A 24,945-nucleotide genomic window follows, 5' to 3' on the forward strand; every position below is an offset into this window, starting at 1 on the left:
AATAGCCATTCCTATTAGAACAATACTTTTCCGTCTGATCCCTATCCCGCAATTAAGATAAAAACCATGATCCAAGGTGTAAATTCCGTTCCCGCATTTGATATCAAACAGCAGTATTTGGCCATTGAGTCCAAAATTAGTCGTGCTGTGTTAGAAGTTCTCAGTTCCGGACGTTACATTGGTGGCCCCGGAGTGGAGGGGTTTGAACAGCAATTTGCTGCCTATCATGGTGTTAACGAGTGTGTAGCTTGTAATTCCGGTACTGATGCCTTGTATTTATCGCTACGGGCTTTGGATATTGGGGCGGGGGACGAGGTAATTACCACACCCTTCAGCTTTTTTGCGACTACGGAAGTGATTAGTGCGGTAGGGGCTATACCTGTATTTGTAGATATTGACCCCACTACCTTTAACTTGGATGTGAGCAAAATTTCAGCGGCTATTACCAAAAAAACTAAAGCTATAATGCCTGTACACCTGTTTGGATTACCTGTGGATATGACAGCTTTGATGGAGATTGCTCACTCCCATAATTTAGCTGTTATTGAGGATTGCGCTCAAGCTACAGGTGCGAGTTGGGAGGGACAAAAGGTTGGTAGTATAGGAAATATTGGGTGTTTTAGCTTTTATCCCACTAAAAATTTGGGGGGTTGTGGTGATGGGGGAGCAATCACCACTAACGATAGAGAAATAGCGGACAAAATTAGACTATTAAAGGAACATGGTAGCAAGACAAGATATATTCATGAGGAAGTAGGTGTAAATAGTCGTTTAGATGCTCTCCAAGCTGCAATTCTGGAAATCAAACTACCCTATTTGGATATTTGGAATGAACAACGGCAAAAAATAGCCGCCTATTATTATCAACATCTGGGACAAATTTCTGGGATTACCCCACCGCAAGAATTATTGGGGGGGATAGGAGTTTGGAATCAATATACTATTCGCGTTTCCAGTCAAGAGAGAAATGGCGCTAGTTCTAAATATAGGGACTGGGTGAGAACTGCGCTACAAGAAAGGGGAGTGAGCACCATGGTCTATTACCCTGTACCTTTACACCTGCAACCAGTATATCAATGTTTAGGTTATGAGTGTGGAAGATTGCCAGTGTCTGAAGCAGCTTGTCATCAAGTTATATCCTTACCTATGTTCCCAGAACTGACTCAGGAGCAGCAAGACAGGGTGATTTATAGTTTGAAGGACTGTTTGAGTTAGTTGAATATGGGTTTGGTCCAGGACCAAACACCCTTTAAGAATTCTCTGACAACCGCTTACACAGGTGAACTAATATTACTATTAGACAAAGATTCTACTAGAGAGCGCACAGAAGCAATCATAGCAATTTCACTGTTAAGTTGATTAATCGCCGATCCTACGCCCACACCAGCAGCGCCAGCAGCTACAGCTAGGGGTGCGGTGACATTGGAAATACCAGAAGCGCACAAAACGGGGATGGACACAGCACGAGAAATTTCAAATGTTGCTGCTAGGGTGGGAGCAGCTTTTTCAATTAAACCCAGGGTTCCAGCATGGGTTGCTTTACTACTAGTTCCCCCTTCGGTTTGAATAATGTCAGCACCAGCTTGAACTAGGGCTTCAGCTAGTTGCACCTGTTGGTCTAGGGTGAGAATATGGGGAACAGTCACAGATAGGGTTATTTCAGGCAGTAAGGCACGAGTTTTATGGGTTAGGGATAAAACTTCGTCGGCTTCAAATTTGCGACCTTGTGCGTAAAATGAGTCAAAGTTGCCAATTTCAATTAAATCGGCACCAGCATTTACAGCCAGGACAAACTGCTCTGGTTCCACAGCAGATACACAAACTGGTAAGCTGGTTAAACTTTTGACTAAATGGATTAATCTTTGGTCAGCAGCAATATCAACGAATGTTGCACCGCCTAAATCCGCCGCTTTAACTATAGCAGCTACACTGTCAAGGTTGAAGTTATTTAAACCGCTAATTACTTTTAAAACGTTGCGGCGAAGAAAAGCATTTTGCAGCTGAGGAAGCATGATCATAGTTTTTATTTCTGGTATTTTTGGACTATTTCAAGGTAGAACTATTTTTACACCTTCTGAAGATATTCCACAAGACTAACTGTCGAGATAGTTGCCCTATGTCTGATCAAACCTGGCTGTCAAAATTAAAACAACATAAGGCGATCGCTGTTATTCGTACCCCAAAAATGTACTGGGGTGAACAGATGGCTATGGCCGTAGCATCCGCAGGTATGCAGTTAATAGAAATTACTTGGGATAGCGATCGCGCCCGGGATTTAATTTCTAAGTTAAGAGTTCATTTACCCCATTGTCTAATTGGGACTGGTACCCTATTTAATGTTCAACAATTACAAGAGGCGATCGCTGCTGGGGCCCAGTTTCTTTTTACCCCCCACACAGATGTAGAAATGATTAAAATGGCAGTTTTTAAAAACGTGCCCATTATTCCTGGAGCTTTAACACCTACAGAAATCATTACAGCTTGGCATCAGGGTGCAAGTAGTGTCAAGGTGTTTCCTGTGCAAGCTATGGGGGGAGTTAACTATATTAGGAGTTTACAAGGTCCTTTGGGTCATATTCCCCTGATTCCCACAGGTGGGGTGACTATAGACAATGCCTCAGCTTTTTTGCAAGGGGGAGCTATTGCAGTAGGTTTGAGTGGGGAATTGTTCCCTAAACAATGGGTACTAACGGAAAACTGGTCAGCTATTAGCAAGCAATCTAAAGATCTCATGGTAAGATTAAATGGGAGTTAACCTACTTGCGCAATAGCTGGGATATGAAATATTGGGTAGCGAGGGTAGGTTGTTCTGCTTCCATAAGCGACCTTACTACAGCTACGCGCTGGGCCCCAGCCTTGATGACATCATGAATGTTACCCATATCCACACCTCCAATGGCAAACCAAGGAATGGGACAGTTTCTAGCTGCATAACTTACATACTCAAATCCTGCTGCTGCTTTTCCTGGTTTAGTTGGTGTTTCATATACAGGACCGACACCAATATAATCCGCACCCTCTGTAATTGCTGCTTGCATCTCCTGGGGGTTGGTGGTGGAACGTCCTAGGATACGTTGTGAACCTAATAATTCCCTAGCTACAGCAACTGGTAGATCTTGTTGTCCTAAATGTACTCCATCCGCATCAACAGCTAAGGCTAGGTCTATACGGTCATTAACAATAAACAAAGCACCATAAGTTCGACACAACTCTCTGAGTTTCTTAGCCCTATCCCAACGCACCATGTCATCAGCTGTTTTTTCTCTATACTGCAGTATGGTCAGTCCACCTTGGAGACAAGACTCAACAATAGCTAATAAGTTATCCGCAGGAGACGTGACTAAATACAAGCGAGACTGCCATAATAGGTGATGACGTTGATGACCCATCAAGGTACTTTCTAGGGTATACACTTGATAGCGCATTTGCTTAAAAGTTTTCCCCATTTCTTCGTGATGTAGCTTGCCGTATTCTTCTAAAACCCTAAAGGCTTCCTGAATACGGCAAAAATTAGCCTGTAATAGGGATGTAATAGAACTACGCTGTTCCTCTTGAGGATGGCTCAAAACCGTGCCAGGATCACCTACAGTATCTCGTGCTGCTCTGATTTGTGGTGTGTGCCACCTAGCAACTTCTTGACGTAGGTTTTTACAGGTTTCAGCTAGGGAGGCATCATTTAAGCCAAAACGACACCATTCTTCAATGATTCGCAGCCCCTCCCGGGATCTATTTAAATTTGCATCTAGGATACGATAAACCACAATTGTATGTTGTAATTATATTTTGATTATATTTTGGGTAGGAGTTGATTTTACCTTGGGCTAAAGGATGCGATCGCTATATTATTTTACAGCTTGTGGGGAACTGTGGTTAAATAAAAATTGCTCAGATCAGGTAATTTTTTCTAGAATTTATCAAGAAGATCACGAGGGTAACAAGATTGGACGATAACTACCAAACCTACTTAAATCGGTTAGCGAGAATGACGCTACCAGATTCTTTCAGAACCCAGGTTCAACATATCCAGGAATCCTCTAAATTCCAGTCCGTAGATGGTGTCCTCAGAGCAACCCCCTTTCCCGGTTATACCCTGATTACTCCACCAGCAAGTGAGGATCCGCAAAATGCGGACTTTTACAAGCAAATAGAGACTTTTGGGCAATTGCTGTTAGAGTTACCAATTGCTTCCGATTTGATTGTACCCTTACCGGTGAGCAGTTTTCATGTTACTTTGGCAGATTTGATTTGGGATCATGCGTTTATTCACGCCTGCGAGAAAAAGCCTGATTTTGAAGAAGAGCTAAACTCTTATCTAGGAGACTTGTTTGGTCAGTACCAAAAATTGCGTAGTTCATCGCAAGGTCCCATTTCTTGGCAAGTCTTAGGAGTAATAGTAATGCCTAGAGCTATAGCATTGGGTTTAATACCAAAGGATGAACGCTCATACGAAGAAATTATTCAACTACGACGACTAATTTATCAAAATCGCAAATTAATGGGACTGGGCATTGAACAGCACTATCACTTCACAGCCCATATTACGTTAGGTTATTTTAGTGAAATCCCTGCTAACTTAGACCGGGTTAATCTGAGTAATTTATTATCGGAATTAAATCAATATTGGCTGTTAAATTTCTCAGAAATTGTGGTCAGTCAAGCTGAGGTAAGAAAGTTTGATGATATGACCCATTATTATCGTCAACCAAACTGGTCTAGTTTCAGGTTTTAAGGGGATAGGGGGAAATGGGGACTATAAATGCGATCAAACAAATTCCAATTTTTGATATCCTAGATAGACAGCTTCTAAAAACACATCAGCTGACATATCACCGGGCAAAACTGATAAATTAATTATGGACTGAACCTGCTGAGACAATTCCAGTGATAAAGAAGCTTTAGCTTTAGAAGACATACCACCACGGGTTTTTAAATACTCACGAATCACCGCAAAATCATCGGGCAACAACTGGGACAGGTCACAGTTTTGCTGCAGCTTGACACAAAGCAACTGCGCTTCTGGAGAAATAGTTAAGTTGACAACTTTATTTTCTATTTGAGACTGGATTACTATAGTTCCAGCAACCATATCACCCAGACGCTTTTCATTCTTAGCTAAGATGATTAAAAAAGCACCGATGAAAAAAAACTCATCCACAGGACGGAGTAAAGCTCGCAATACCGACTGTTGTAGTCCCACTAGTCTACCATCATCTCTGATTACCCGAATTTTAGCCATGCGTTTACCAGGGGTCTGTCCTTGCCATAAAGTCTCAAAAAAGACAAAATAGCCCGTATAAATAGTGAAAACAGTCAGGAAAGCGATCGCCCATATCCACAAACCAAAAGCTGAGTCTAAAATTGTTGATATAACTAATTGACTAAAGATAAATACCCAAGCAATGATCACCAAAATTAAAGTGGTAGTCAAGACCAAATAGTCAATTAAAAAAGCCCAAGCACGACTTCCTATACCAGCTAAGGTAAATTCCAGCTCCACACTTTCGGGAGTATTAAATTTGACTTTATTGAATAAGTGCATGGTTTAAATTTCCCGTTCTCGTAACTTTAAACCCAATCCTTCGCGACGACTGCGTAAGTCATAATAAATTACAGCTCTGAGAGATTGCCAAAAAGGTAAAATTAGGGCACTACCGCCTATAAATATAGCAATAAAAAGGAGGGGATTATTGTCAGATGTGAATTCCAATATTCCCTGAACAATAAAGGAAATAATTTGTAATAAAATTTGCATTGGTAAAGTGATTAAAGATGCTACAAAAAGGATGAGAAATATTCTCCATACATGACCTTTGGTTAACTCCCAGCTGCGACCAATAGTAGAGGTAGCATCCACATTTTCCTCAATTGCTAGAGGGAGAGTTACCAGAGAAAACCGAATTTCTAACCAGATAGATCCTACAATAGCGACAATAGCCAACAGAAGAACTAGGAGAAATATCAGAACCCACCAAGTACCTATATTAGTGGGATTCTGAATGTCTAACCCACCCAAAATTGCCGTAGGAATAAGCACCAACAAAAATCCTAGAATAGAAAAACTAACAAAAATCCCAACGTAGATGAAAAACATTAAAATCAATGTGCCTAAAAACTGCCACAATCGGGAATTAACAAATCGTTCACCCGAGTGAACACTTTCTGGTTGATTAACCAAATCACCAAAACCTAAACGACTAATCAGAGCTGATAAAGCACAAAATTTAGCCCAACCGTAGACTGGTACAAATATCCATAGCCAAGCTTTTAAAGACAGCAAAAAGTAGTCTTTAAAATGGGAACGATATAAGCGAACTGATGCGCTAACTGCATTTCCCACTGTTAAAACCTGTCCGGTGGTGTAAAAACCTCTATTCTCAGCCATAATAAAAAACACTCCAATTAACTACTAAGTCAGATCACAGTAGGCAATTTGCAAAAGGAACGGATATTATTGAGAGTAAGAATATATTAAACTAAATTCACCTCAGTACCGTAAATTTAATGAATATTAAACGTTGGATTAGCACAAGGGAAGAAAATTGGCAACGGTTAGACTCCCTTTTGAGCAAAATAGAGCGAAAAAGACTAAAATCCCTGAAATCGTCAGAAATTAGAGAGCTGGCTAGTCTTTATCGGTCTATAACAGCTGACTTAGCACGAGCGCGCACCTACAACGTGTCCCATACTTTATTTCAAAGTTTACAACTCCTAGCAACCCGTGCTTACACACAAATTTACCAAGGTTCTCGAAAACAAGAATGGGAAGGAGTCATACAGTTTTACCGTTGGAGATTTCCAGCTATAGTACAACAGACCTTTCCCTATATCATTGCTGCTACAGGACTATTCATCTTAGGGATGTTAGTAGGTTGGTGGTATAGTTGGCAAGATCCCAGTTTTATGTCCCTACTGATACCTGAGAGTTTGATTTCCCAAGTTAGAGATCAGGGTGAGTTATGGATGGGTTCCATAGTCGGTATAGAACCCTTAGCATCCAGTAATATTATGATTAATAATATTTCTGTTTCCTTTTCTGCTGTTGCTGGGGGAATTACGGGGGGAATATTCACTATTTACATATTAGTATTCAATGGATTATTGATTGGCTCTATTGCTACTTTAGTGGCTGAAAATAATCTAGCCTATCCATTTTGGGCCTTTGTATTTCCCCATGGTGCCCTGGAATTACCTGCCATATTTTTTGCAGGGGGAGCAGGTTTATTATTGGGTAGAGGAATTCTATTTCCTGGTAAATATTTACGTCTAGAAGCAATTAAATATTACAGTTCCCTTGCTGCACAATTGGTTTTTGGAATTGTACCATTACTAATTATTGCTGGAATAATCGAGGGGTTTTTCTCTCCCAACCCCATAATACCAGATCCAGTTAAGTATTTAGTGGGATTGGCAATATTTATTCTATTAGTGATGTACTGTAATCGTAAATAGTAATTGATAGAAAAATGAATAAATTATTATATAATATAGCCGACCTATCCCATAACACTATCTAAATACGCTAATCTTTCGTGAGGTAATTATGGAATTTAATATAGATAAACAAACTGTTCAAAATAAATCCCACTTATTGGAACATTTTAGAAAGCTGGTAGAGGAGAAAAGAAAAAACATTACAAAAAAAGTAAATAATGCTCCACAAAAATTAAGTAATGAAAAGCACAAGTTAGAGGCAAAGGAAATAAACACGGCAATATACCAAATTAAGGAGGGTTTTGTACGTAGGGTTATTGAAACTGCAAGGGAAAATAATTGGAATGATCAAGAGAAGTTATCATCGCTCCTTTTTGTAGTTTATTGCTCTCAGGTTGTGATGCTTGATTTACGTCATCAAGTTTGGGCTTATGAATATATGGCCTTTTCCCGAAGAGTTGGCGAACTCTGGGAGGATTTTGTTAAATTGCCATTTTTGCATCCACCCAGAACAGTGGATTTAGTTGAGTTTGTACCACCACTATTTTCCGATGTCATAAAGAATCTCAAACAAAGTACAGAAGAATATATTAGTGTATTACCTATTTCTTTAAAACAGAAACACGACTTAATCAAGTATTATGAAAAAGTGTGGGTATTAATTAATACTGGCAATATCAGCCTTGAGCTGGATTTTCATGCTACTATTAGAGGGAAAAAATTTAATATAGACTTTAAAAGTGGATTTGGATCCAACGAGAAAGGAAATACTAATCGGATGCTTATGATAGCAACTATCTATTGTAGTTTGTCAGACGAATATAATAATGTTTTATTTATTCGTGCTGAAGAAGATTCAAATAATCACTACTTTAGAACTCTAAAAGAATCCGGAGTCTGGAGTGCTTATTGTGGTCATCAAGCATATCGAAAAATTGCTGATTTTACGGAGTTTGATATTCATAATTGGATTAACTCCAATATTGACTGGGAACATGATTTATTAAATAGAACTGTTCAGGACTTTACTAATCGTAATTTAATGGGTTATCTGCAATGGTAAGTGAAACAATACTAAAAGATAAGTATCAAACTTATTTTACATCGAATAATTGCTTGTCCTCATATATGGTTGCACTTTTAAAACTGGAAAACAGTGACCAATTACTTGAACCCTCTGCTGGAGAAGGACATCTTTTAGAAGCAGCACTTCAATGTAACAATGCCATATCATCTGTCGCTTATGAATTACATCCAGAACATGCTAAAAAATTACGTTCCAAGTTTAATGACGTTAAAAATGTCCAGATCAGAGAACGTGACACCATTTTTTGCCCGGATTTGGATTTATGCGAGTCTTTTGGCCGCAAATTTACTAAGATTTTAGGAAATCCTCCCTATGGTGCTTGGCAAGACTATGAGCGTCGTAATCAATTAAAAAAGAAATATCCGGGATTTTATATTAAGGAAACTTATACGGTTTTTCTCCTGCGTTGTCTCAAATTACTTGCAGATAACGGAAGACTAGTCTTTATTATTCCCGATACTTTTTTATATCTTCACCGTCATATTATGCTTAGGCGTTATCTTCTTGAGGAATTTACTATTGAAAGTATAGATGTCTTTCGTTCATCTTTATTTCCAGGTATTTCCTTTGGCTATGCGGGTCTTTGCGTTGTTTCAATTTTTTGTCAAAAACCACAATCTCATCATGGCTTTTATGTTAGATCTGTTGATAAATTGGCAAATTTGCACTTATCTTTGAATCTTAAGGAATACAATTCTGGCTATGGTTCTAATCATAATTATATTCTCCAAAAAGATATTCGTATTACAGAATCTTTATCCATTCCCATATCAAGGAATAATTCAGTTGTTGCTGAAATATCTGATCATACAACCAAAATGGTTGATGTTGCTGATTGTGTGACAGGTTTTTATTCAGGAAATGATAAATTATTCCTACGTAAAGCATCTGGTTTAGTCAAGGGATCTAAAGATTACTTATTAGTGGATCCTATTTCTATTGAACCTAATCCTTGTAATTTGGAAAATTCTCTGCGAGGAATAGAGGGAACAAAGCATTTTGTACCTATGCTTAAAGGTGGGGGCTATAATTTTCTGAAACCAACTCAATGGTATGTGGATTGGAGTTTAAAAGCAGTTGAATTTTATAAAAACAATAAGAAGTCTAGATTCCAAAATTCTTCCTATTATTTCAAAACAGGAATTGGCTTTCCTATGGTAACCTCTAAACGTCCGACAGCAGTATTAATTGAGCAGACTCTTTTTGATCAGTCTATAGTAGGAATTTTTCCTAAATCTTCCATAGATTTATTTTTCTTATTAGCTTATTGTAACTCTCCTGCTTTTTGGCATTGCTTAAAATCTATTAACCCTTCAGCAAATAATTCTGCTAAATATATTTTAAAAACTCCTGTGATTTTGCCAGATGAATATGTGATGCAAGACATCTCTTGTCGCACTCAGGAGTTAGTATTACAGATGAAACACGGTCATAAAACAAGATTGTGTGAAATTCTTGAGGAAGAAATCATTGCTTCTATTATGAAATATATCAATCGACAGATATCTTCTAAGCTGGTGAATACATCTGTTATGAATATATTTTCTAGTTTTTAAGAATTCCTCAAACGGTAGAGGTGAAAGCACAAATATGTGAGTTTAGACAATCTAAACTCCAGAAATAACTCATATAATTAAATAACCACGCCAAACTAATGGTTGGTTTTCCGCACTTTTCTCAGGTATGAGTAGTCGCCAGCTTTTACCTTCCTTCTGAATTTGTAAATAGATATTAAAATGGTTGTGCGATTGAGTGATTTGTCTACTTGGTAATTTAACCTTCAAATCATAAACTCCTTCCAGATGATAACCCGGTAAATTTTCAATTGTGAGAGCTTGTTGCTGATTAATTACCAAATGTTCCACAGTAAACCCTTCAAAATCCAAATCTAGTTTTTGTTCCAGCTCCTGCTGAGCTTGCTCTATCTGCATACTGACCGCCTTAACAACTAACTCATAAGTTGGAATTAATACAAGACTACTACATGCAGTTATAGACAAAACTAATAAAGTTAAAATCCCTCCAAAAAGCAATCGTGCCATAATTACCCAAATTAAGTTAAAATACCAATGTAAAATATCTTAGAATCAATTAACTTGTTAATTAACTTGAGTAGTGAGAGCATACAGTAGCTTACCGCTGGTAAAAAATCCTCAGCAACTAGAAAGTCGCTTATCAGAAATCCCTCACGCACCAGGGGTTTATTTGATGCGAGATGACAGGGATACCATTATATATATTGGTAAATCACGAAAATTACGCTCTCGAGTACGTTCTTATTTTAGGGATTACACAAGTAAAACCCAACGTATCAATACAATGGTGCAACAGATTACAGATATTGAATTCATCATTACGGATACAGAAGCGGAAGCTTTAGCATTAGAAGCAAATTTAATTAAACAGCACCAACCCTATTTTAATGTTCTACTTAAAGATGATAAAAAATATCCCTACCTATGTATCACCTGGTCAGAAGAATATCCGCGACTGTTTATCACCCGTAAACGTCAACGGGGAACACAAAAACTTGAAGGAGATAGACCACGCAAGGATAAATATTATGGACCCTATACAGATTCAACCCTATTGCGGGGAGTTTTACATATATGCCAACAGATATTTCCCATGCGACAAAGACCTCAACCTTTATTTAAAGACCGTCCTTGTTTAAATTATGATATTGGTCGCTGTCCGGGAGTATGTCAAAAGTTAGTTTCTGTAGAAGACTATCATAAAGTTGTAGAAAAAGTGGCTATGGTATTTCAGGGAAGAACGGAGGAACTAATTGATATTTTAACATTACAAATGGAAACCGCCGTCAGTGAATTAAAGTTTGAAGCTGCTGCTGGAATTAGAGATCAAATTATTGGTTTAAAATCCCTAACTGCTCGTCAGAAAGTATCCCTACCCGATGATACAATTTCTCGAGATGCTGTTGCTTTAGCCACAGACAATCAACAAGCCCATATTCAGTTATTTCAAATTCGTGCTGGCAAATTAGTAGGAAGATTAGCTTTTGTAGCCAATGGTCATGCTGACCCAGGAGAGATTTTACAGCGGGTTTTAGAAGAGCACTATCAAACTGCAGATAGTGTGGAAATTCCCACAGAAATATTGGTGCAATATGAATTACCCCATGGAGATATTTTAGCTGATTTTCTTAGGCAACGTAAAGGCAAAAAGGTGAATATTATTACTCCTTTGAGACAAACTAAGGCAGAATTAATTGAGATGGTAGAGAAAAATGCCCAGTATGAATTAAAAAGAATGCAAAAAATGGGTGAGGTTAATCAAAAATGTCTGGAAGATTTAGCAGAAATTCTGGGTTTATTAGATTTACCTCATCGGATTGAAGGTTATGATATTTCCCATATTCAAGGTAGTAATGCGGTAGGTTCCCAAGTAGTGTTTATTGATGGTCTACCAGCTAAACAATATTACCGTCACTATAAAATTAAAAACTCTAATGTCACCATTGGTCATTCTGATGATTTTGCCAGTTTAGCGGAGGTTATTTATCGTAGATTCAGACAGTATATTGAAAATCCCCAATTGCCAAGACAGGGAAATGATGACTGGCCAGATTTAATTATGATTGATGGGGGTAAGGGTCAACTATCTACGGTTGTGAATATTTTACAAGAAGTTGACTTGTTAAAGGATTTACAAGTGATTAGTTTGGCAAAAAAAAGAGAAGAAATCTTTTTACCCCAGGAGTCTCAACCTTTGATAACTCAAACAGAGCAACCGGGTGTACAACTGTTAAGAAGACTTAGGGATGAAGCTCATCGATTTGCTATAGGTTTTCATCGTCAACAGAGAAGTAATCAATGGCAAAGGTCTTGTTTGGATGAAATTCCTGGTTTGGGTGTCCATCGACAGAAGCTATTATTGGCTCATTTTCGCACTATTGATTATATTCGTCAAGCAACAGTTCAGCAATTAGCAGAAGCTCCTGGAATTGGATTGAAGTTGGCACAGCAAATTTTTGCCTATTTCCATCCTTAAAGTAATGATACGCTACAAATAAAGAGCGATCTTTTCCAATCGCATTTATATCTCATAGGGGGTGTTGGGTCTAGTTCTTCTTCCGGTTTAGGTTTAATTGGATGCAGAAAATCTTGATTAAAATCTGTCTTCCTGGTTTTTGGGACTGATTATGTTTTTCTTCAATTAACTGTTGTGTCAATAGTTCTATGCGGTTTTCGTATTCTTGTTGCTGATTTAAATTTTGCTGTGATTGTAATTGGGCTTCCCTAAGTTTATTTTGTAGTTCAAATGATTCATTTTGGCACTGAGATTGTAATTGAGCTATTGATTGATTCAAAAGACCAATTTTATTATGCAACTGCTTAATTTCCTGCTCAAATTCACTTCTTTGACTATCTATTTGGACTTGTTGTAATTCACGTTCCTGAATTTTTTCCGCCAGGTCTATTTGCAGCTTCCTATTATTTTCTTGTAGTTTTTTTTCTCTTTTTCGAGCTAAAGTATGTTCTAAAGTCATCAAAATAATCATTACAATAGTGGCAATTATAGCGACAGCATAAGACTCAATCCAACCGCTAGTAGAAAAAGGATTAGCAGTTCGTTCGGTTGCACGAGGATTAGCATATACCGATTGAGGAAAAATAGCAGGGGGATCAAGCAGCAGGTCATAAGGAGGATTTTTTAATTCTTCAGGGTTAAGAGCTGCTCTCCAAGATATGGGTGTTGAAGAATTTTTACCAGAATAGGAGATAATATTTTTTCCATTTGGATCTGTAAGTATTAAACCAAATAATTGGGTGGGTGGAATTAAATATAAGATGAACGTAGGTTGGGTTGAAGTATGAAACCCAACGCCCCCATGGGTAACCCAATGAATATTAGAAGCAATTATACTACCTATACCTGTAAATATAGATGTTATTATACCCAGTCTAACTAATGCTTCTTTTCCCCGAATTCTACTTATTGATGTACTCATTTTATATTCCTTAACTTGGTAAGTAAACTAAGGCTTAAATACTGTATATCATAGTATTAATGTAAATTTACCATTGTCTTGATTATTGGTGCTTCGCAATCCCGTTTATATCCCATGGGGGTGTTGGGTTATTAAACTCAACCCAACCTAGATTATTCGCATTTCACATTCGGATCCTGCTTGATCAAAGATTGAGGATAAAGGGTTTTGGGGTAGGGGGTAGAGTGTTTTTAAAAACATGAGATCGCAAAGCACTCCACACGCGAGATTGCTACTTTAAAGGATGTTTTAAGTTCTGGGGCGATCGCATTTCTCTAGTTGTTCATGCGATCGCTAATTTAATAGCACTTCCCAAAGGGAAGTGCGCTTTAGTGCATACGAAGGACTTACGCAAAAAGGAAAGTATGGGTAATTCATTAAGTCCTATTAGATGTGGTTAGGGGAAAAATTTGTAAACAATTAGAAGGATCTTTTGTTAATTGCTGAACAAAATCTCGCCGTAATCCAGTGGTTGCACCAAACACAGTTATCACCTGATAATCAATCCCTGTTACATAATTTAATTGACGAATCCAAACAGGGGAGGGAATAGAAGATTTTCCACACACTTTTTCCTTCTTGTAAAAAGAAGGACCATGCAATACAGAAAGCGCAAAACATTTGTTACCACTTTGTTTTCCTTCACAGACGAAAATTTGACAATTTTTATCGACTGATTCAATCCATTCTCTACTTGTAGTCTGAACGGTTTTTAACTCATTATAGTCAAATGCTATCAGACTAAAAGTACGTAAACCTCTATAAAAGTCTTTGAGTCGGGTTCGGAATAATTCTTGAAATTCTAATATAGTATCAGGTAAATTCCAAAATTCGCCAGTTGTATCTGGGGGAATTAAAGTGGAACCGCGCCAATATGGATTGCTACTTCTCTTATAACAGGGTCGTCTTGCGCCTTGTCCAACCCCTCCTAAACGAAACATTAACCAAGTTAAATTATAGAGTAAAAGGCTTAAAGCTTGTTGTCTATTTTCTGGTAAATTTTGTGATTGAGAATTGTGGTGCAAGGTTAATTTACCTGAGAGAAAATTTGGTAAATCTTGCGAGTAATTTTCTTTAACTTCTATTTCTTCAATTTCTACCCGAAAAAGTCCTGTGTGAGAATTATCTGTTCTTGGATTTTTTTCAAGTCCTCCAAATATTTCCATCTCTAATCTTTTAACGTCACCAGGTGATAAAACCCCTAATGCTAGAGTCCGAAACCAATAACGTATCATTGACCGAAAAGCGGTGGGGCGGACTTCTGAAATTGCTTTCCCTCTGTATTTCCCAATATTGTTTCGTTGCCAGTGTTCGAAAGAATATGACCCATGAATCAATTGACCTTGTAATTCAAATTTAATCCTGAGAATAGGAGATAGAGGAACAATAATTTCCTTATCTTTAAGTTCTTTAACAAATTTTATTGATGGTCTTAATTTTCCATAACCAGTATTTACTCTATAACCGATTCCCTCAATTAATCCTTTAATTAACCAATTCCTAACTTTATATAAAATATCCTCCTCTTCATTGTTTTGTTTTGGAGAATATTTTGTTCTCCGTAAACCAATTACAAAAGAGGGGTTTTTTAAAGATAGAAAAATGCTAGGATTAGGATTACTATATTCAGGCGTTTTATCTCCATTCCATGTCCAAAGCATATTGGTCATATCACCCGATAATCCAGCTTTTTTATCCTTTCCAGGTAATGGATAAGCATCTAGAAAAATAACTTTTCCCATACTAGATTTTGTTTCAATATCCCCGAAAATATCTTTAACTTCCCCTTCCGTTATTGTTGAATCTTGCATGGCTATAGCGCGGGCAATACCTCTGAGCGTACTACTGGGAATATAAGGCATTCCTAACGCATCAAACACTGGTAACAACATCGATTCTGGTCCCTTATGTCCCCCCACTCGTATACGCCAAGGACATTTAACTTCAAAATGAGTATCCGCTAATCTAATTATCCGTTCAGTTAATCTTTTTAAGGGAATTGACCAATCCTGATCTTTAAACTCCTCGAATAATTCTAGAATTGTTCCACTATCAACAGTAGTATCCTTAGAAGGGGAACGCATCCAACGCAAATATTCAACAAAACTAGCATCCTTACTAGGTTGAGATTCTAAGTTTTTAATCCAAGGGTTCGGTAACATAATCACCACTCAAAGTAAATGAACATAAGAAAAATCAAATTCAGTCAAATTCATGATTTTGGATAAATCGCTTCCGCCCAAAAAGCAAATTCCCGCGCAACTTCTAGAGCTAATCCAGTTAATCCTAAATATTCAGACCCTGATAAATTATTTTGGGTTAAATAATCTAATCCTCCCTTGTCAATAAGAGTAGTCACTGGAGGAAGGTTACTTGTAGGTTGACTGGGTTGACTAGGTTGATTAAGTCGTCTAATAATAATAGGTGGGTTAGCAAGATTAGGCGGTTTAGGTTTATTAACAGAAATAGCTTGCTGATTAGATTGAGTGGGTTGTGGAGGAGTTAAATCTTTGTCTAGGGAGCCAAAATGAATCTCTTCTAAAATCTGAAAAAAACATTTGACAACTTTGCGTTTATTTTCTTGCGATAGGGCAAATTCTTCCGCTTTGAGTCTTAACAACCCCCAAGTGGCAATATAATTATAAAGCTCAACAGCTTGACCTTTTTGCTCTCTCTTATCATCAGCACTTGTTTTAGCGTTTAACTGATTTAGCTGAGAATACACTTTACTAGAAATAGTACGAGGATCATAGGTAAACATTATTTACTCCTTATTTATCGTTGTACGTCCAAATCTCCACAAAACCACGCCCTAAACTTTCTTGTCCCCCAATTTGAAAAGTTTCATGTGACCTTAAAAGAGTTTTTAAACATTCTTGGGCCTGCGCAGCATTTCTATTAGCATTTGTCGTTGTTCCCCAAGGAAAATACATCAAGGTTTCTGGGGGAATCGCTTCTTCATACCGAAAACCACCATCAACATTTTTGTTTTCATTTAGCTTAATTTTCACTTGTTGCCATAAGCTTAATTGAACCAATACTTGACAGTCTCTATCTGTTAAAACTAATGCTTGAGATATGATATCTGTTTCTGTACTTCCTGGAGGTAGATATTCTTTCCATTCATTTCCCCAGGGTATTAAGTCTCCCCTTTTAAAAATGGCATCTTTTAGATAAAGATTCTGGTTATTCCCCCCGCTAAAACTCCCTGGTTCCGGAATTTGTACGTTTGGCTGAGTCAACCGTGACCAACGACGCAACAAAAAGGGAGATGTCACCCAAACCACCCCATGACTCAGAGAAGGAACCGGAAACCACAGAATTGACCCATCTCCTACCCATAATTGACCTTGGGTGAGATTCTCATCTGCACACTCAGGATTGCGCACATCCTCCAGGGTATTTCCCCAAAGTTGATTACGTAGATTACTGTCGGTTTCCGCTCTTAAACGACCCCGTATGGTGCTAGAAGGAAGATAAGGAAGGTTAGTATGGGTTTCCCGTGCAATACCGACTAAGTTGCCTTCTTGACTTGCTCCCCCCGTATGTAAGGGCGAAAGTAAATATAAATGGGCTATGTTTGTCCTCATTGGTTTATCCCCCACAAAAGTTTGCCATAGTTAAGTGTGTAAAAACTTTTCAACCATTGTTGCTTTGAGTCATTTTTAGGTAAAAGGTGTGTAGGGTGTGTTAGTTTTGATGGCAGTTTTTTAAACCGATACACCGTCCCTGATGGCACAAATGCTCGTTGAGGTAATAGGGCAAATTCTTTGTCTCCTTGCTCCCCATTTGTTGACCTCTGTTTAATTTGCTCATCTTTATTTTCATAACCACCTATTTTACGCCTGATTTGGGAAACACCACCCCACAATAAAGGGCGATCGCTCGCACATCCTGCTAAGATAGATTGCCAATCAGAGGGATAAATGCCATAAACAGCTTCTTCCTTAACCCCCAGTCCGGGTGTGAGTAAATAAGCAAAGTTTCCCTTTTTCGGGGGGTCAGAATTAAACATTCTTCTTTCTGTGTCAGGTACTTGAAAAGGGGTCACTAAAGCTCGGTGTCCTTCACCACCCAAACGGATCACCGTTTCTGGCAATTCAACGCTAATCCCTGCAACTAATCGCCAACCTGGTTCTAGACGAATTGCTACTTCAGTGAAATAGCCATCTTCGTCTTTTACCTGTCGCTTATTGGCCTGCATTTGAATATGAGGCATAATCTGCACATCCCAAGGGGTTTCCTGAAAATGTGTAGGTTCTGTCAGCTCTTTTCCTTGCAAATATTCGCTTAAAGCTTGTGCTGTAATCCAAGGATAGGGACGACAGAAAAATTCTCCTTGCTTGAGCTTTTTAAAAGGCGCTACCATGGGAGCTAATCTCTCCACCTCATCGAACACCAAATGTTTCCAAGCTTCATCCGTTAGATCCACAGGTTCAAGGCGTAAAGTTCGATGCCATTTTGGGGACTGCTTTTGTAAATTATCTTCTTCTGTTGTTTCCTTATCTGTTGTGCTCCAACTCACTGCAAGTAAATCTTTAGGAGTGGGGAAACACAATCTATCTTGGGGATCTAAGAGAAATGGCCCCAGAAAATCTAAATCCTTGGTATGTTTGTCTAAAGCAGAGCGCAATGATTGAAAAACCGTACCGGGAAAGGGAGGAAAGAGTCCTTTTGCCCAAGCACTTTCACCAGGACTAAAAGGTTTAGCATCCCGAAATAACAATACGTCTATTGGTTCTATCTTATACCAGTACATTTGCCGTTCATTCATAATTTATTGTTGAGTTTCGCCCCATTTCACTTGTTCCATCATTTTCTCATTCCAGAAGGCACTAAAACGCAGAAGATTAGCTAAGTCATTCTCTGTAGTGCCTAAAGGCGGTTGTTTTTCAGTTTTATTTTGATTTACTTGATTATAGGTTTGATAAGCCCAGTTTTCCCACTGATCCAACCAATTGAGTAAGTTTTCTTGAATACGAGAATCTAATGTTTGATTTGGACGGTTGATGATCACTTGTGCGGCTTTTCTAAATAGATGATTGCTTTCGGTAATACAAGCATGGAGGGGTAATTCTTCGGCTAATCGATAAAACAATGTACTTAAATCTTCCTCATAATCCTGCATAAAATTCCACCATAAGTCTAATAACTCCCCCTTCATCAAAGCTTCTGAACTGTTACCCGAACCATAAATTACCCGAAAACAGAGTCCGTCTTTTCCATATAACCTTTTAGCCCCGTCTTTTTCAGCAGACCACAGGCTTTCTAGTACGGTAGGAAGAGGTACACTTTTATGAGCAATGACAATACCTATACTCATAGTTGCTCCATCTCCCATGGTAAAATAGGGACGTTTTTGTAATCCTTGCAGATCTTTTTTAGGGGTCCAGTAACCACCATCCGTACTGAATTCTCCCTCTGGATCTGAACCCCCACACCAAGCAGCACGGAGCGATCGCAAATAACCCGGTAAATCTGCCAGAGATAACACTGCCATCACATCATCCCCACCGCTATAGACCACCTTACCACAATAGCGTTTTTCTGTCAGATAAGGTACCAAACGATTAGAAAAATCTAATAGAGCGCGGTTCAAACCCACATGGGTTGCGGGTCCCATGCGTTTTTTAGTTGCTAGTAAATCCGGGTAATCTTGATGATTTTTAACATTTTCTGCGATCGCTTCCGTGATTACATACTCCTCATAGTTCTTTAACTTTGACCCGGAGACATACTTACCCATACCATCCCCATCTCCAAGGACAATCACCCACCAATTAGCCGGACTAGCTTCGCCAAAACCTGCTTTCTTATGAGCCTGTTGAACCAAACCTCGTAATTTTGCTGTTTCTTGGGCATTACAATTCATGTCATCAGCTAACCATTTACTGGAAAACATGACTCCATTAAAATTCTGTCCATTCCTATTATGTGGATTAATTTCCCTATCAACTTTTGGCATTTGATAAGCAACAGCACGGGTTCGAGAAGCAAAAGTCTTTACCTTGTCAGGTAAATCCTCAATAATCAATGTATTAAGATAACCCCAATAACTGCGTGTTTTGTTTCCCCCCTTGCAGAAATCGTCATAAGTAAATCGAGCTGCAGCAATAGAACTTAAATTAGGAAAACGAATTAAATTATCATAGTTAGTATCATCTCCCTCTCCCAGATTAATTCCCAAAGATTCAGCCACTCCCCCATATCGCCAAGCCATGCGTTTTGTTAATTCAATGGCATTTAACTTCTCCGAACCATTAAATAGACCTGGATAAACTTTAGCCATTAATCGCCAGAATAAACCCATTGATATGGCTGAAAGTCCACCTCCATTTTTAAACTGACCGTGATAATGCAATTGGGGATGAACTACGCTAAATTGACCGGATAAAGTAGAACGTTCCCCAGGAGCTGTAGGAATTGCCCAGGTGCGAGTATTTTTTACAGCTTGAATAGACTGTGCTAACCGTGCTTGTAATGCTCCCCACCAAGTACCAGTGTTTATCTGGTCGTAGAGTTTTTCTTCAGCTGTTGTAGGTATAGATTCTGTAAAATTAGGAGGGTTAATCACATTTTGTGCTTGTTTCCATTGCTGATAATTTTCCACACTAGGATTAATACTTAATAACCGGTCTGGATTGCCTAAAGGTACTGCTGTCCAGTAAGTTTCCCAAGTTTTGTCTATTTGTGCTTCCCACAATTTATTCCACTCCCAACAGCTACCATCATTACCCTTATGCCATTTATCCAAATCTTGTTGGCACAATTCTTGTATTTCCTCATTATCAGAAAATTCCTCTAATATTTGAGTTATTTTACCTGTATTTTGAGAATCCTTAAGGAATTTGATAGTTCGTTCTTTCACATCTTTTCTAACTTTTTGAGCAATTGCAGAGTATTCTTGAGTTAAAAATTCTCTCAGAGTTTTACCTAATTCTCTAGCTGCTTCCTTACCGGGAACTAAAACCGTAATCACATTAGGAAATCCAGCCGTACTCAAACTTGTAGAAACCCCATCATGAAATCTACCAACCGGATCTGTTTCGTTTTGAAAACTAGCGAAGTAGTCAGCAAAATCCGGATATTTTTTAATAATTAAAGCATCCACAATTTCTTGACTCCAAAGAGAAGGAGTAATAACCGCATCCGGTCCATATAACTCAGCGATTTTCCAGCAGAGTTTAACACTCAGATAGTGGAGTAAATATGAACCAGCCCAGAAATCTAAAAACTTTCGGGATGCTTTGATAAATTCTTGTACTGGGGAGAAAGTAAACAGTAGCAAATAAGGGTGTTGGTGTTTATTTTCGGGTTGCCAACGTGGGGGATACATTGCCCCAACTAGAGCGGAAACGGTACTTTTATAGCTATATAGGGGACAATCAGGAAGGATGCTATGAGCGGGATAGAGGAAAAAATCATTTTGGTTTTGTTGGATGAGTTCGGGATAAAATCGCCAAAACCACCAAAAAAGTTTTTCTATATCTGTTTCGGAGGCAATTTCTGGAGGAATTTCTGGTATGGAGGATTGTGAAGTAATATTTCGACTTTGTCCACTAATAGGATGCTTGACTCTATTAATATTAGTGCCTGGGATCTGTGCCAGATTAACCCGATCTGAGGAACTAGCTATTTGCTCAGGTAACTCTCCTGGAGGAATAGAAGGCCATTGTTGCAGAATAGAGTGGTCTTCTAGCAAGGCATAAAGTTTACGAGAATAGAAATTAGTTGAATTAATAGGTGAATCTGATTCTGGCATAATCATAAATCGCTAAAGCTTTTACTTTATCACGAAAATAAAGATACTTAATTAAAATAACTGATGATTTTGTTTTGTAAATCCCTGGGTCAGAGCATTTTAAAAAGGATATAAATCCCCAGCTTTAACCTGTGTTTACTTTTATTAGTTCCGCTTCCACTGAAGGAAGCGGTCTTTTTTGTAATACCAGACATTTCACGGGCTGATACTTTATTGAGTTTCCATTAATTCTGCTTCTTAGATAGAAGCGGTCTATCCCTTATTCTAATCCCTTACTCTTACCGTTGTCTAGACCCACTTGGCTAATTTGGCAAAATTTCTCTGTTTTTCACTATGGTTTTTCCTCCAATTCCATCACTACAACTGCTTTTAATACCTGTAAAAATTCCGTATAACTACGCTTCATATATAAATAGCCTCAGCCAAAACACGCTCACGAATCCGGGGTTTAAGCCCGTTCTTAGTAACAACATCCACCTTCAAGCCAAACAACTGACTTAAATAATCCCTAAGTTCCACTAACATAATAAAAGTAGGCGCTGTTTCATAATCAACCAAAATATCAACATCACTTGCTTCCGTCTCCTCACCCCTAGCATAAGAACCAAAGATCCCAATTTCTGTAATTTGATAAATTTCACAGAGAGATTGCTTTTGTAGTGATAAAAGTTGTCGGAGTTCATCAAAGGTTTTCATCACATTTCATCCTAATAAAACTTAAAATACAGTCAAATTAATCTTAACAAACACAATTATTTCAGCATCCCCTCTAATTTCTCCATCCCCTGCTGAATTTCCACCTCTAACTTCGCTAAATTAGCCAGAATTTCTTGAGGTGCAAGATGATCAACCTGCTCATGCACAACTTCCTTACTTCCGGGTGATGTTCCCGTAAATATTCATTAGCAGCCACCAGAAAGCCACAAGTCCCACTCGCTGGATCACAAATCGCCCAAAAAATACTGTGTTAGAATAGGGACTGGAGGATAAAAATATAGAAATGCGATCGCAAGAGAGAGACTAAATTTGATAAAACTAGAAGAGCTAAAACAAGGGTCAATAATAAATGGCATTCTACCTGGTCAAGGTGTTACAGTCATTGATGCCAAGTGGTTCGGAACAGACACAGTTGAATTAACCTACAAAGATATCCACGGTAGTCCTTACACAGAACTACTTTTCCGAGATAGAGAAGAAAGCCTACAAATTGTAAACGAGGGAAAACCCTGGAGCTTCGATGGTGACGGGGAAACATTGTGCCTAGTTTCTGAAGCTCATCGCATTAACCTAGCTTATCTATTTGACCCACTTCTAGCCGTTCACACATCACTAGTAGAACCTTTACCCCATCAAATCACTGCTGTTTACAGTGAAATGCTCAATCGCCAACCTCTCCGCTTCCTTCTTGCTGATGACCCAGGCGCAGGAAAAACCATTATGGCAGGGCTATTAATCAGAGAACTACTAATTCGTGGGGATCTAGCCCGTTGTTTAATCGTCTGTCCAGGAAGTTTAGCAGTCCAAAAGAGCTCATCTGATGGTTAACTACGACCTCCCCTGGAATCCCAACCGCCTAGAACAAAGATTTGGTCGCATTCATCGTATTGGACAAACAGAAGTATGTCATCTCTGGAACCTGGTCGCCCATGAAACCCGAGAAGGAGACGTTTATCGCACCCTCCTAGAAAAACTAGAAGCCGAACAAAAAGCCCTAGGAGGACAGGTTTTTGACGTCTTGGGCAAAGCGATCGCCGGCAGAGAAACAACGGGCACTAGTGTTAGTATCACAACCATGCATCGAGCCTTAGAAAAGTTGGGTCTACGTCATAAAAAAAAGTCTAAATGCCAGTGAACAGGAGACTCCACGTGTTCAAGAATTAAGGCATGATTATCGTGGTTGGGTAGATACAGTAGAATTAAGTAGGGAAAAATCTGAATGTGTTGAGGGGAGATTGCATTACACCCCCTATGGGCGATTGCGAAGCACTCGCTACGCGAGATCGCATTACACTCCCTACGGGCGATCGTAGGGGAGTAAGCTTTTAGCTGGGATGAAACCAAATGAAAGAAAGAGGAAATAAACATCACCAGGACAAGCTCTTTTGGGATGAGTTAAGTAGGGAGGCACAATTCCCTTTGAACCGAAAACTTACCTTCAAACCGTTCATCCAAGTAGGAGCAATCACTTTATCGTGCTGAAGCCTTCCTATCACAATACCGGGATGAATTCCAATCCGCTTGGCAAAGTCAATTACAGCCTCCTTCGACTTCAAATTAGGTAGTTCTAACTCGTGATGTAGCGGAATTAAAAACTCCCGTGACCAGCAGTTTGCTTCTTCCTCTTGCTTTGACTGCACTACTGCTCCTCCATCCCACTCATCTAGGAAGATATCCTTTTTGTCGTGAAGAAGAATGTGAGCTGCTTCGTGGAAGAAGGTAAACCAGAAGCGGTCGTTCTGCTTGCCATAGAGCGATAGCTGAATCAGTGCCTTGTGCGGATTTAACCACCGGGCCATCCCGCTTACGTGCGCCCTTGGAATTGACGGGACAATCACAAATACCACTCCGGCTTCCCAGCAGAGCTTCCGCATCTCTGGATCAAACTCTTCGGGTTCTAACATGGTGAGCGTGCGAATCTCTCGCACCGCCTTCTCGAATTTTGGCTTACTGTACTTCGGGCAGTTGAGCCGCTCCGCAAGAATTTCCCCTTGCCGAATCCAGGCGGCGATCGCTCCCACATCACTTTGAGCCTCTCGCGTCCGACGAAAGGCACACTCCATCCCAACGTAAAAGGTTTGCCAGTCATCTGGTGATGCCACACCAAAGAAGTGTAGTAGTTCCCTGACAATGCCAGGTTTACTCTTAGCATCAATTCGACGCTTTGGGATTACTCCTTGCTGCATCAGCTCCTTTACGGGTAATTCATCTAACCAGGGAGTCCAGGTTTGCAAACGCTCTTGTTCCTCAATCTTGGCAAGTTGAGCGCGGTACTGAGCCTCCCGGTTAAGCCAGAATCCAGCGGTACTTCCTAGTACCCGTTCTAACTTAAGCGCAGTCTCCTCATTAATCGGTGCTTTGCCGTTAATCAGTTGGCTTATGTGCTTTGTTGTATACCCCAGACGCTCTGACAGTTGGCCCTGCGTCCAATCGCGTTCCTCTAGCAGATCCAGAATAGTATCACCAGGAGGAGAGACCCAATCAGGGGTGAAGGGGCGTGTAATTTCAGTCATGGTAGTCCCCTATAAAAACGATACAGACGCGAGTGACCTTCGACCAATCAATACTTCGATCCTCATTTATAGGGATAGGAGTACTAGCTGGCTTGAAGACGAGTCGTCTCCCACCTTCTAGATCTACAGCAAACTCCCCAGCGCGATCGCCTCTTAAGGGATGCGGCCGCCCTGACACCAGCTCCCTTACCGACCCCGCAGCACGAAGGTCAGCGAAGTTTACGAGCGCAGGTTCGACCCAGTTTCTGTTGGGCGACCGATTGCTGCTCGCATAGCTTCTGAAGTTTGCTGTCAGCGAAGGTAATATCCATCGATGGAACTATATTTTAGTTTACCATTTTGGTAAATATTTTGCTGCCATTATACCCACATTCCGCACCCTCAACTATCAGGGAAAGGTTCTCCCGACTCTGATTTTTCCAAT

General features: G+C 39.3%; 22 protein-coding genes. 9 read left to right on the top strand and 13 right to left on the bottom strand.

The features are described 5' to 3' along the window. Positions 1–66 precede the first annotated feature (66 nt). Positions 67–1,215, top strand: coding sequence for a DegT/DnrJ/EryC1/StrS aminotransferase family protein (locus ASL19_RS02435; protein ID WP_057177139.1), 1,149 nt, complete (start codon positions 67–69; stop codon positions 1,213–1,215). A 56-nt stretch (positions 1,216–1,271) separates the two neighbouring features. Here ASL19_RS02435 and ASL19_RS02440 read toward each other — a convergent pair whose 3' ends face one another. After that, entirely contained in the window at positions 1,272–2,018 is a 747-nt protein-coding gene (locus ASL19_RS02440; RefSeq protein WP_057177140.1) for a DUF561 domain-containing protein, read from the bottom strand. Positions 2,019–2,116: 98 nt separating this feature from the next. Here ASL19_RS02440 and ASL19_RS02445 point away from each other — a divergent pair, with 98 nt between their 5' ends. After that, positions 2,117–2,755, top strand: coding sequence for a bifunctional 4-hydroxy-2-oxoglutarate aldolase/2-dehydro-3-deoxy-phosphogluconate aldolase (locus ASL19_RS02445; protein WP_057177141.1), 639 nt, complete (start codon positions 2,117–2,119; stop codon positions 2,753–2,755). 1 nt (position 2,756) lies between these two features. Here ASL19_RS02445 and ASL19_RS02450 read toward each other — a convergent pair whose 3' ends face one another. After that, positions 2,757–3,761: a thiamine phosphate synthase gene (locus ASL19_RS02450; protein ID WP_057177142.1), complete on the bottom strand. Its 1,005-nt coding sequence runs from the start codon at positions 3,759–3,761 to the stop codon at positions 2,757–2,759. Positions 3,762–3,940: 179 nt separating this feature from the next. Here ASL19_RS02450 and ASL19_RS02455 point away from each other — a divergent pair, with 179 nt between their 5' ends. Continuing rightward, positions 3,941–4,729, top strand: coding sequence for a hypothetical protein (locus ASL19_RS02455; protein WP_057177143.1), 789 nt, complete (start codon positions 3,941–3,943; stop codon positions 4,727–4,729). 33 nt (positions 4,730–4,762) lie between these two features. Here the strand turns inward: ASL19_RS02455 and ASL19_RS02460 are convergent, their stop codons facing one another. After that, complete coding sequence (locus ASL19_RS02460; RefSeq protein WP_057177144.1) at positions 4,763–5,539, bottom strand: RDD family protein; 777 nt, start codon at positions 5,537–5,539, stop codon at positions 4,763–4,765. Between the two features lie 3 nt (positions 5,540–5,542). Continuing rightward, positions 5,543–6,382 carry a glycerophosphoryl diester phosphodiesterase membrane domain-containing protein gene (locus ASL19_RS02465; RefSeq protein ID WP_057177145.1) on the bottom strand — a complete coding sequence of 280 codons (840 nt, stop codon included), beginning with the start codon at positions 6,380–6,382 and terminating at the stop codon, positions 5,543–5,545. Between the two features lie 119 nt (positions 6,383–6,501). Here ASL19_RS02465 and ASL19_RS02470 point away from each other — a divergent pair, with 119 nt between their 5' ends. The 3 genes from ASL19_RS02470 to ASL19_RS02480 all read left to right on the top strand — a co-directional run bounded on the left by ASL19_RS02470 (position 6,502) and on the right by ASL19_RS02480 (position 10,074). After that, positions 6,502–7,449, top strand: coding sequence for a stage II sporulation protein M (locus tag ASL19_RS02470; RefSeq protein WP_057177146.1), 948 nt, complete (start codon positions 6,502–6,504; stop codon positions 7,447–7,449). Between the two features lie 91 nt (positions 7,450–7,540). Then, the gene (locus ASL19_RS02475) at positions 7,541–8,494 is read left to right on the top strand and encodes a hypothetical protein (protein WP_057177147.1); all 954 of its coding nucleotides are present in this window, start codon (positions 7,541–7,543) and stop codon (positions 8,492–8,494) included. Beyond that, a complete protein-coding gene (locus ASL19_RS02480; RefSeq protein ID WP_072149072.1) occupies positions 8,488–10,074 on the top strand; it encodes an N-6 DNA methylase in 1,587 nt (528 codons plus the stop codon). The genes ASL19_RS02475 and ASL19_RS02480 overlap by 7 nt, the downstream gene beginning before the upstream one ends. A 69-nt stretch (positions 10,075–10,143) precedes the next feature. Here ASL19_RS02480 and ASL19_RS02485 read toward each other — a convergent pair whose 3' ends face one another. Beyond that, entirely contained in the window at positions 10,144–10,560 is a 417-nt protein-coding gene (locus ASL19_RS02485) for a hypothetical protein (RefSeq protein WP_057177149.1), read from the bottom strand. Positions 10,561–10,633: 73 nt separating this feature from the next. On the opposite strand from ASL19_RS02485, the gene uvrC reads away from it, so the two are divergent. Then, positions 10,634–12,529 carry an excinuclease ABC subunit UvrC gene (gene uvrC / locus ASL19_RS02490; RefSeq protein ID WP_057177150.1) on the top strand — a complete coding sequence of 632 codons (1,896 nt, stop codon included), beginning with the start codon at positions 10,634–10,636 and terminating at the stop codon, positions 12,527–12,529. A gap of 70 nt (positions 12,530–12,599) precedes the next feature. Here the strand turns inward: uvrC and ASL19_RS18085 are convergent, their stop codons facing one another. The 7 genes from ASL19_RS18085 to ASL19_RS02525 all read right to left on the bottom strand — a co-directional run bounded on the left by ASL19_RS18085 (position 12,600) and on the right by ASL19_RS02525 (position 21,987). Then, positions 12,600–13,490 carry a hypothetical protein gene (locus tag ASL19_RS18085; RefSeq protein ID WP_057177151.1) on the bottom strand — a complete coding sequence of 297 codons (891 nt, stop codon included), beginning with the start codon at positions 13,488–13,490 and terminating at the stop codon, positions 12,600–12,602. Between the two features lie 416 nt (positions 13,491–13,906). After that, the gene (locus ASL19_RS02500; protein WP_057177152.1) at positions 13,907–15,691 is read right to left on the bottom strand and encodes an RAMP superfamily CRISPR-associated protein; all 1,785 of its coding nucleotides are present in this window, start codon (positions 15,689–15,691) and stop codon (positions 13,907–13,909) included. Between the two features lie 50 nt (positions 15,692–15,741). Continuing rightward, positions 15,742–16,290, bottom strand: a complete 549-nt coding sequence (locus ASL19_RS18090; protein ID WP_006278125.1) for a hypothetical protein — start codon at positions 16,288–16,290, stop codon at positions 15,742–15,744. Between the two features lie 10 nt (positions 16,291–16,300). Beyond that, complete coding sequence (gene cmr4 / locus ASL19_RS02510; protein ID WP_057177155.1) at positions 16,301–17,119, bottom strand: type III-B CRISPR module RAMP protein Cmr4; 819 nt, start codon at positions 17,117–17,119, stop codon at positions 16,301–16,303. Next, positions 17,116–18,303: a type III-B CRISPR module-associated Cmr3 family protein gene (locus ASL19_RS02515; RefSeq protein ID WP_050784643.1), complete on the bottom strand. Its 1,188-nt coding sequence runs from the start codon at positions 18,301–18,303 to the stop codon at positions 17,116–17,118. Before ASL19_RS02515 ends, cmr4 begins: the two co-directional genes overlap by 4 nt. A gap of 3 nt (positions 18,304–18,306) precedes the next feature. After that, the gene (locus ASL19_RS02520) at positions 18,307–21,291 is read right to left on the bottom strand and encodes a type III-B CRISPR-associated protein Cas10/Cmr2 (protein ID WP_072149073.1); all 2,985 of its coding nucleotides are present in this window, start codon (positions 21,289–21,291) and stop codon (positions 18,307–18,309) included. 402 nt (positions 21,292–21,693) lie between these two features. After that, a complete protein-coding gene (locus tag ASL19_RS02525; RefSeq protein WP_057177158.1) occupies positions 21,694–21,987 on the bottom strand; it encodes a nucleotidyltransferase family protein in 294 nt (97 codons plus the stop codon). Between the two features lie 330 nt (positions 21,988–22,317). Here ASL19_RS02525 and ASL19_RS18095 point away from each other — a divergent pair, with 330 nt between their 5' ends. Both ASL19_RS18095 and ASL19_RS18440 read left to right on the top strand, forming a co-directional pair. Then, positions 22,318–22,836 (top strand): hypothetical protein, encoded by a 519-nt coding sequence (locus ASL19_RS18095; RefSeq protein ID WP_057177160.1) that lies wholly within the window; start codon positions 22,318–22,320, stop codon positions 22,834–22,836. Further along, positions 22,829–23,143, top strand: coding sequence for a helicase-related protein (locus ASL19_RS18440; RefSeq protein WP_057177161.1), 315 nt, complete (start codon positions 22,829–22,831; stop codon positions 23,141–23,143). Before ASL19_RS18095 ends, ASL19_RS18440 begins: the two co-directional genes overlap by 8 nt. A gap of 232 nt (positions 23,144–23,375) precedes the next feature. Here the strand turns inward: ASL19_RS18440 and ASL19_RS02540 are convergent, their stop codons facing one another. Then, positions 23,376–24,521: a helix-turn-helix domain-containing protein gene (locus tag ASL19_RS02540; protein ID WP_057177162.1), complete on the bottom strand. Its 1,146-nt coding sequence runs from the start codon at positions 24,519–24,521 to the stop codon at positions 23,376–23,378. Between the last annotated feature and the right edge of the window lie 424 nt (positions 24,522–24,945).

It is taken from the genome of Cylindrospermopsis sp. CR12 (genome assembly GCF_001432185.1).
GTDB lineage: Bacteria > Cyanobacteriota > Cyanobacteriia > Cyanobacteriales > Nostocaceae > Raphidiopsis > Raphidiopsis raciborskii.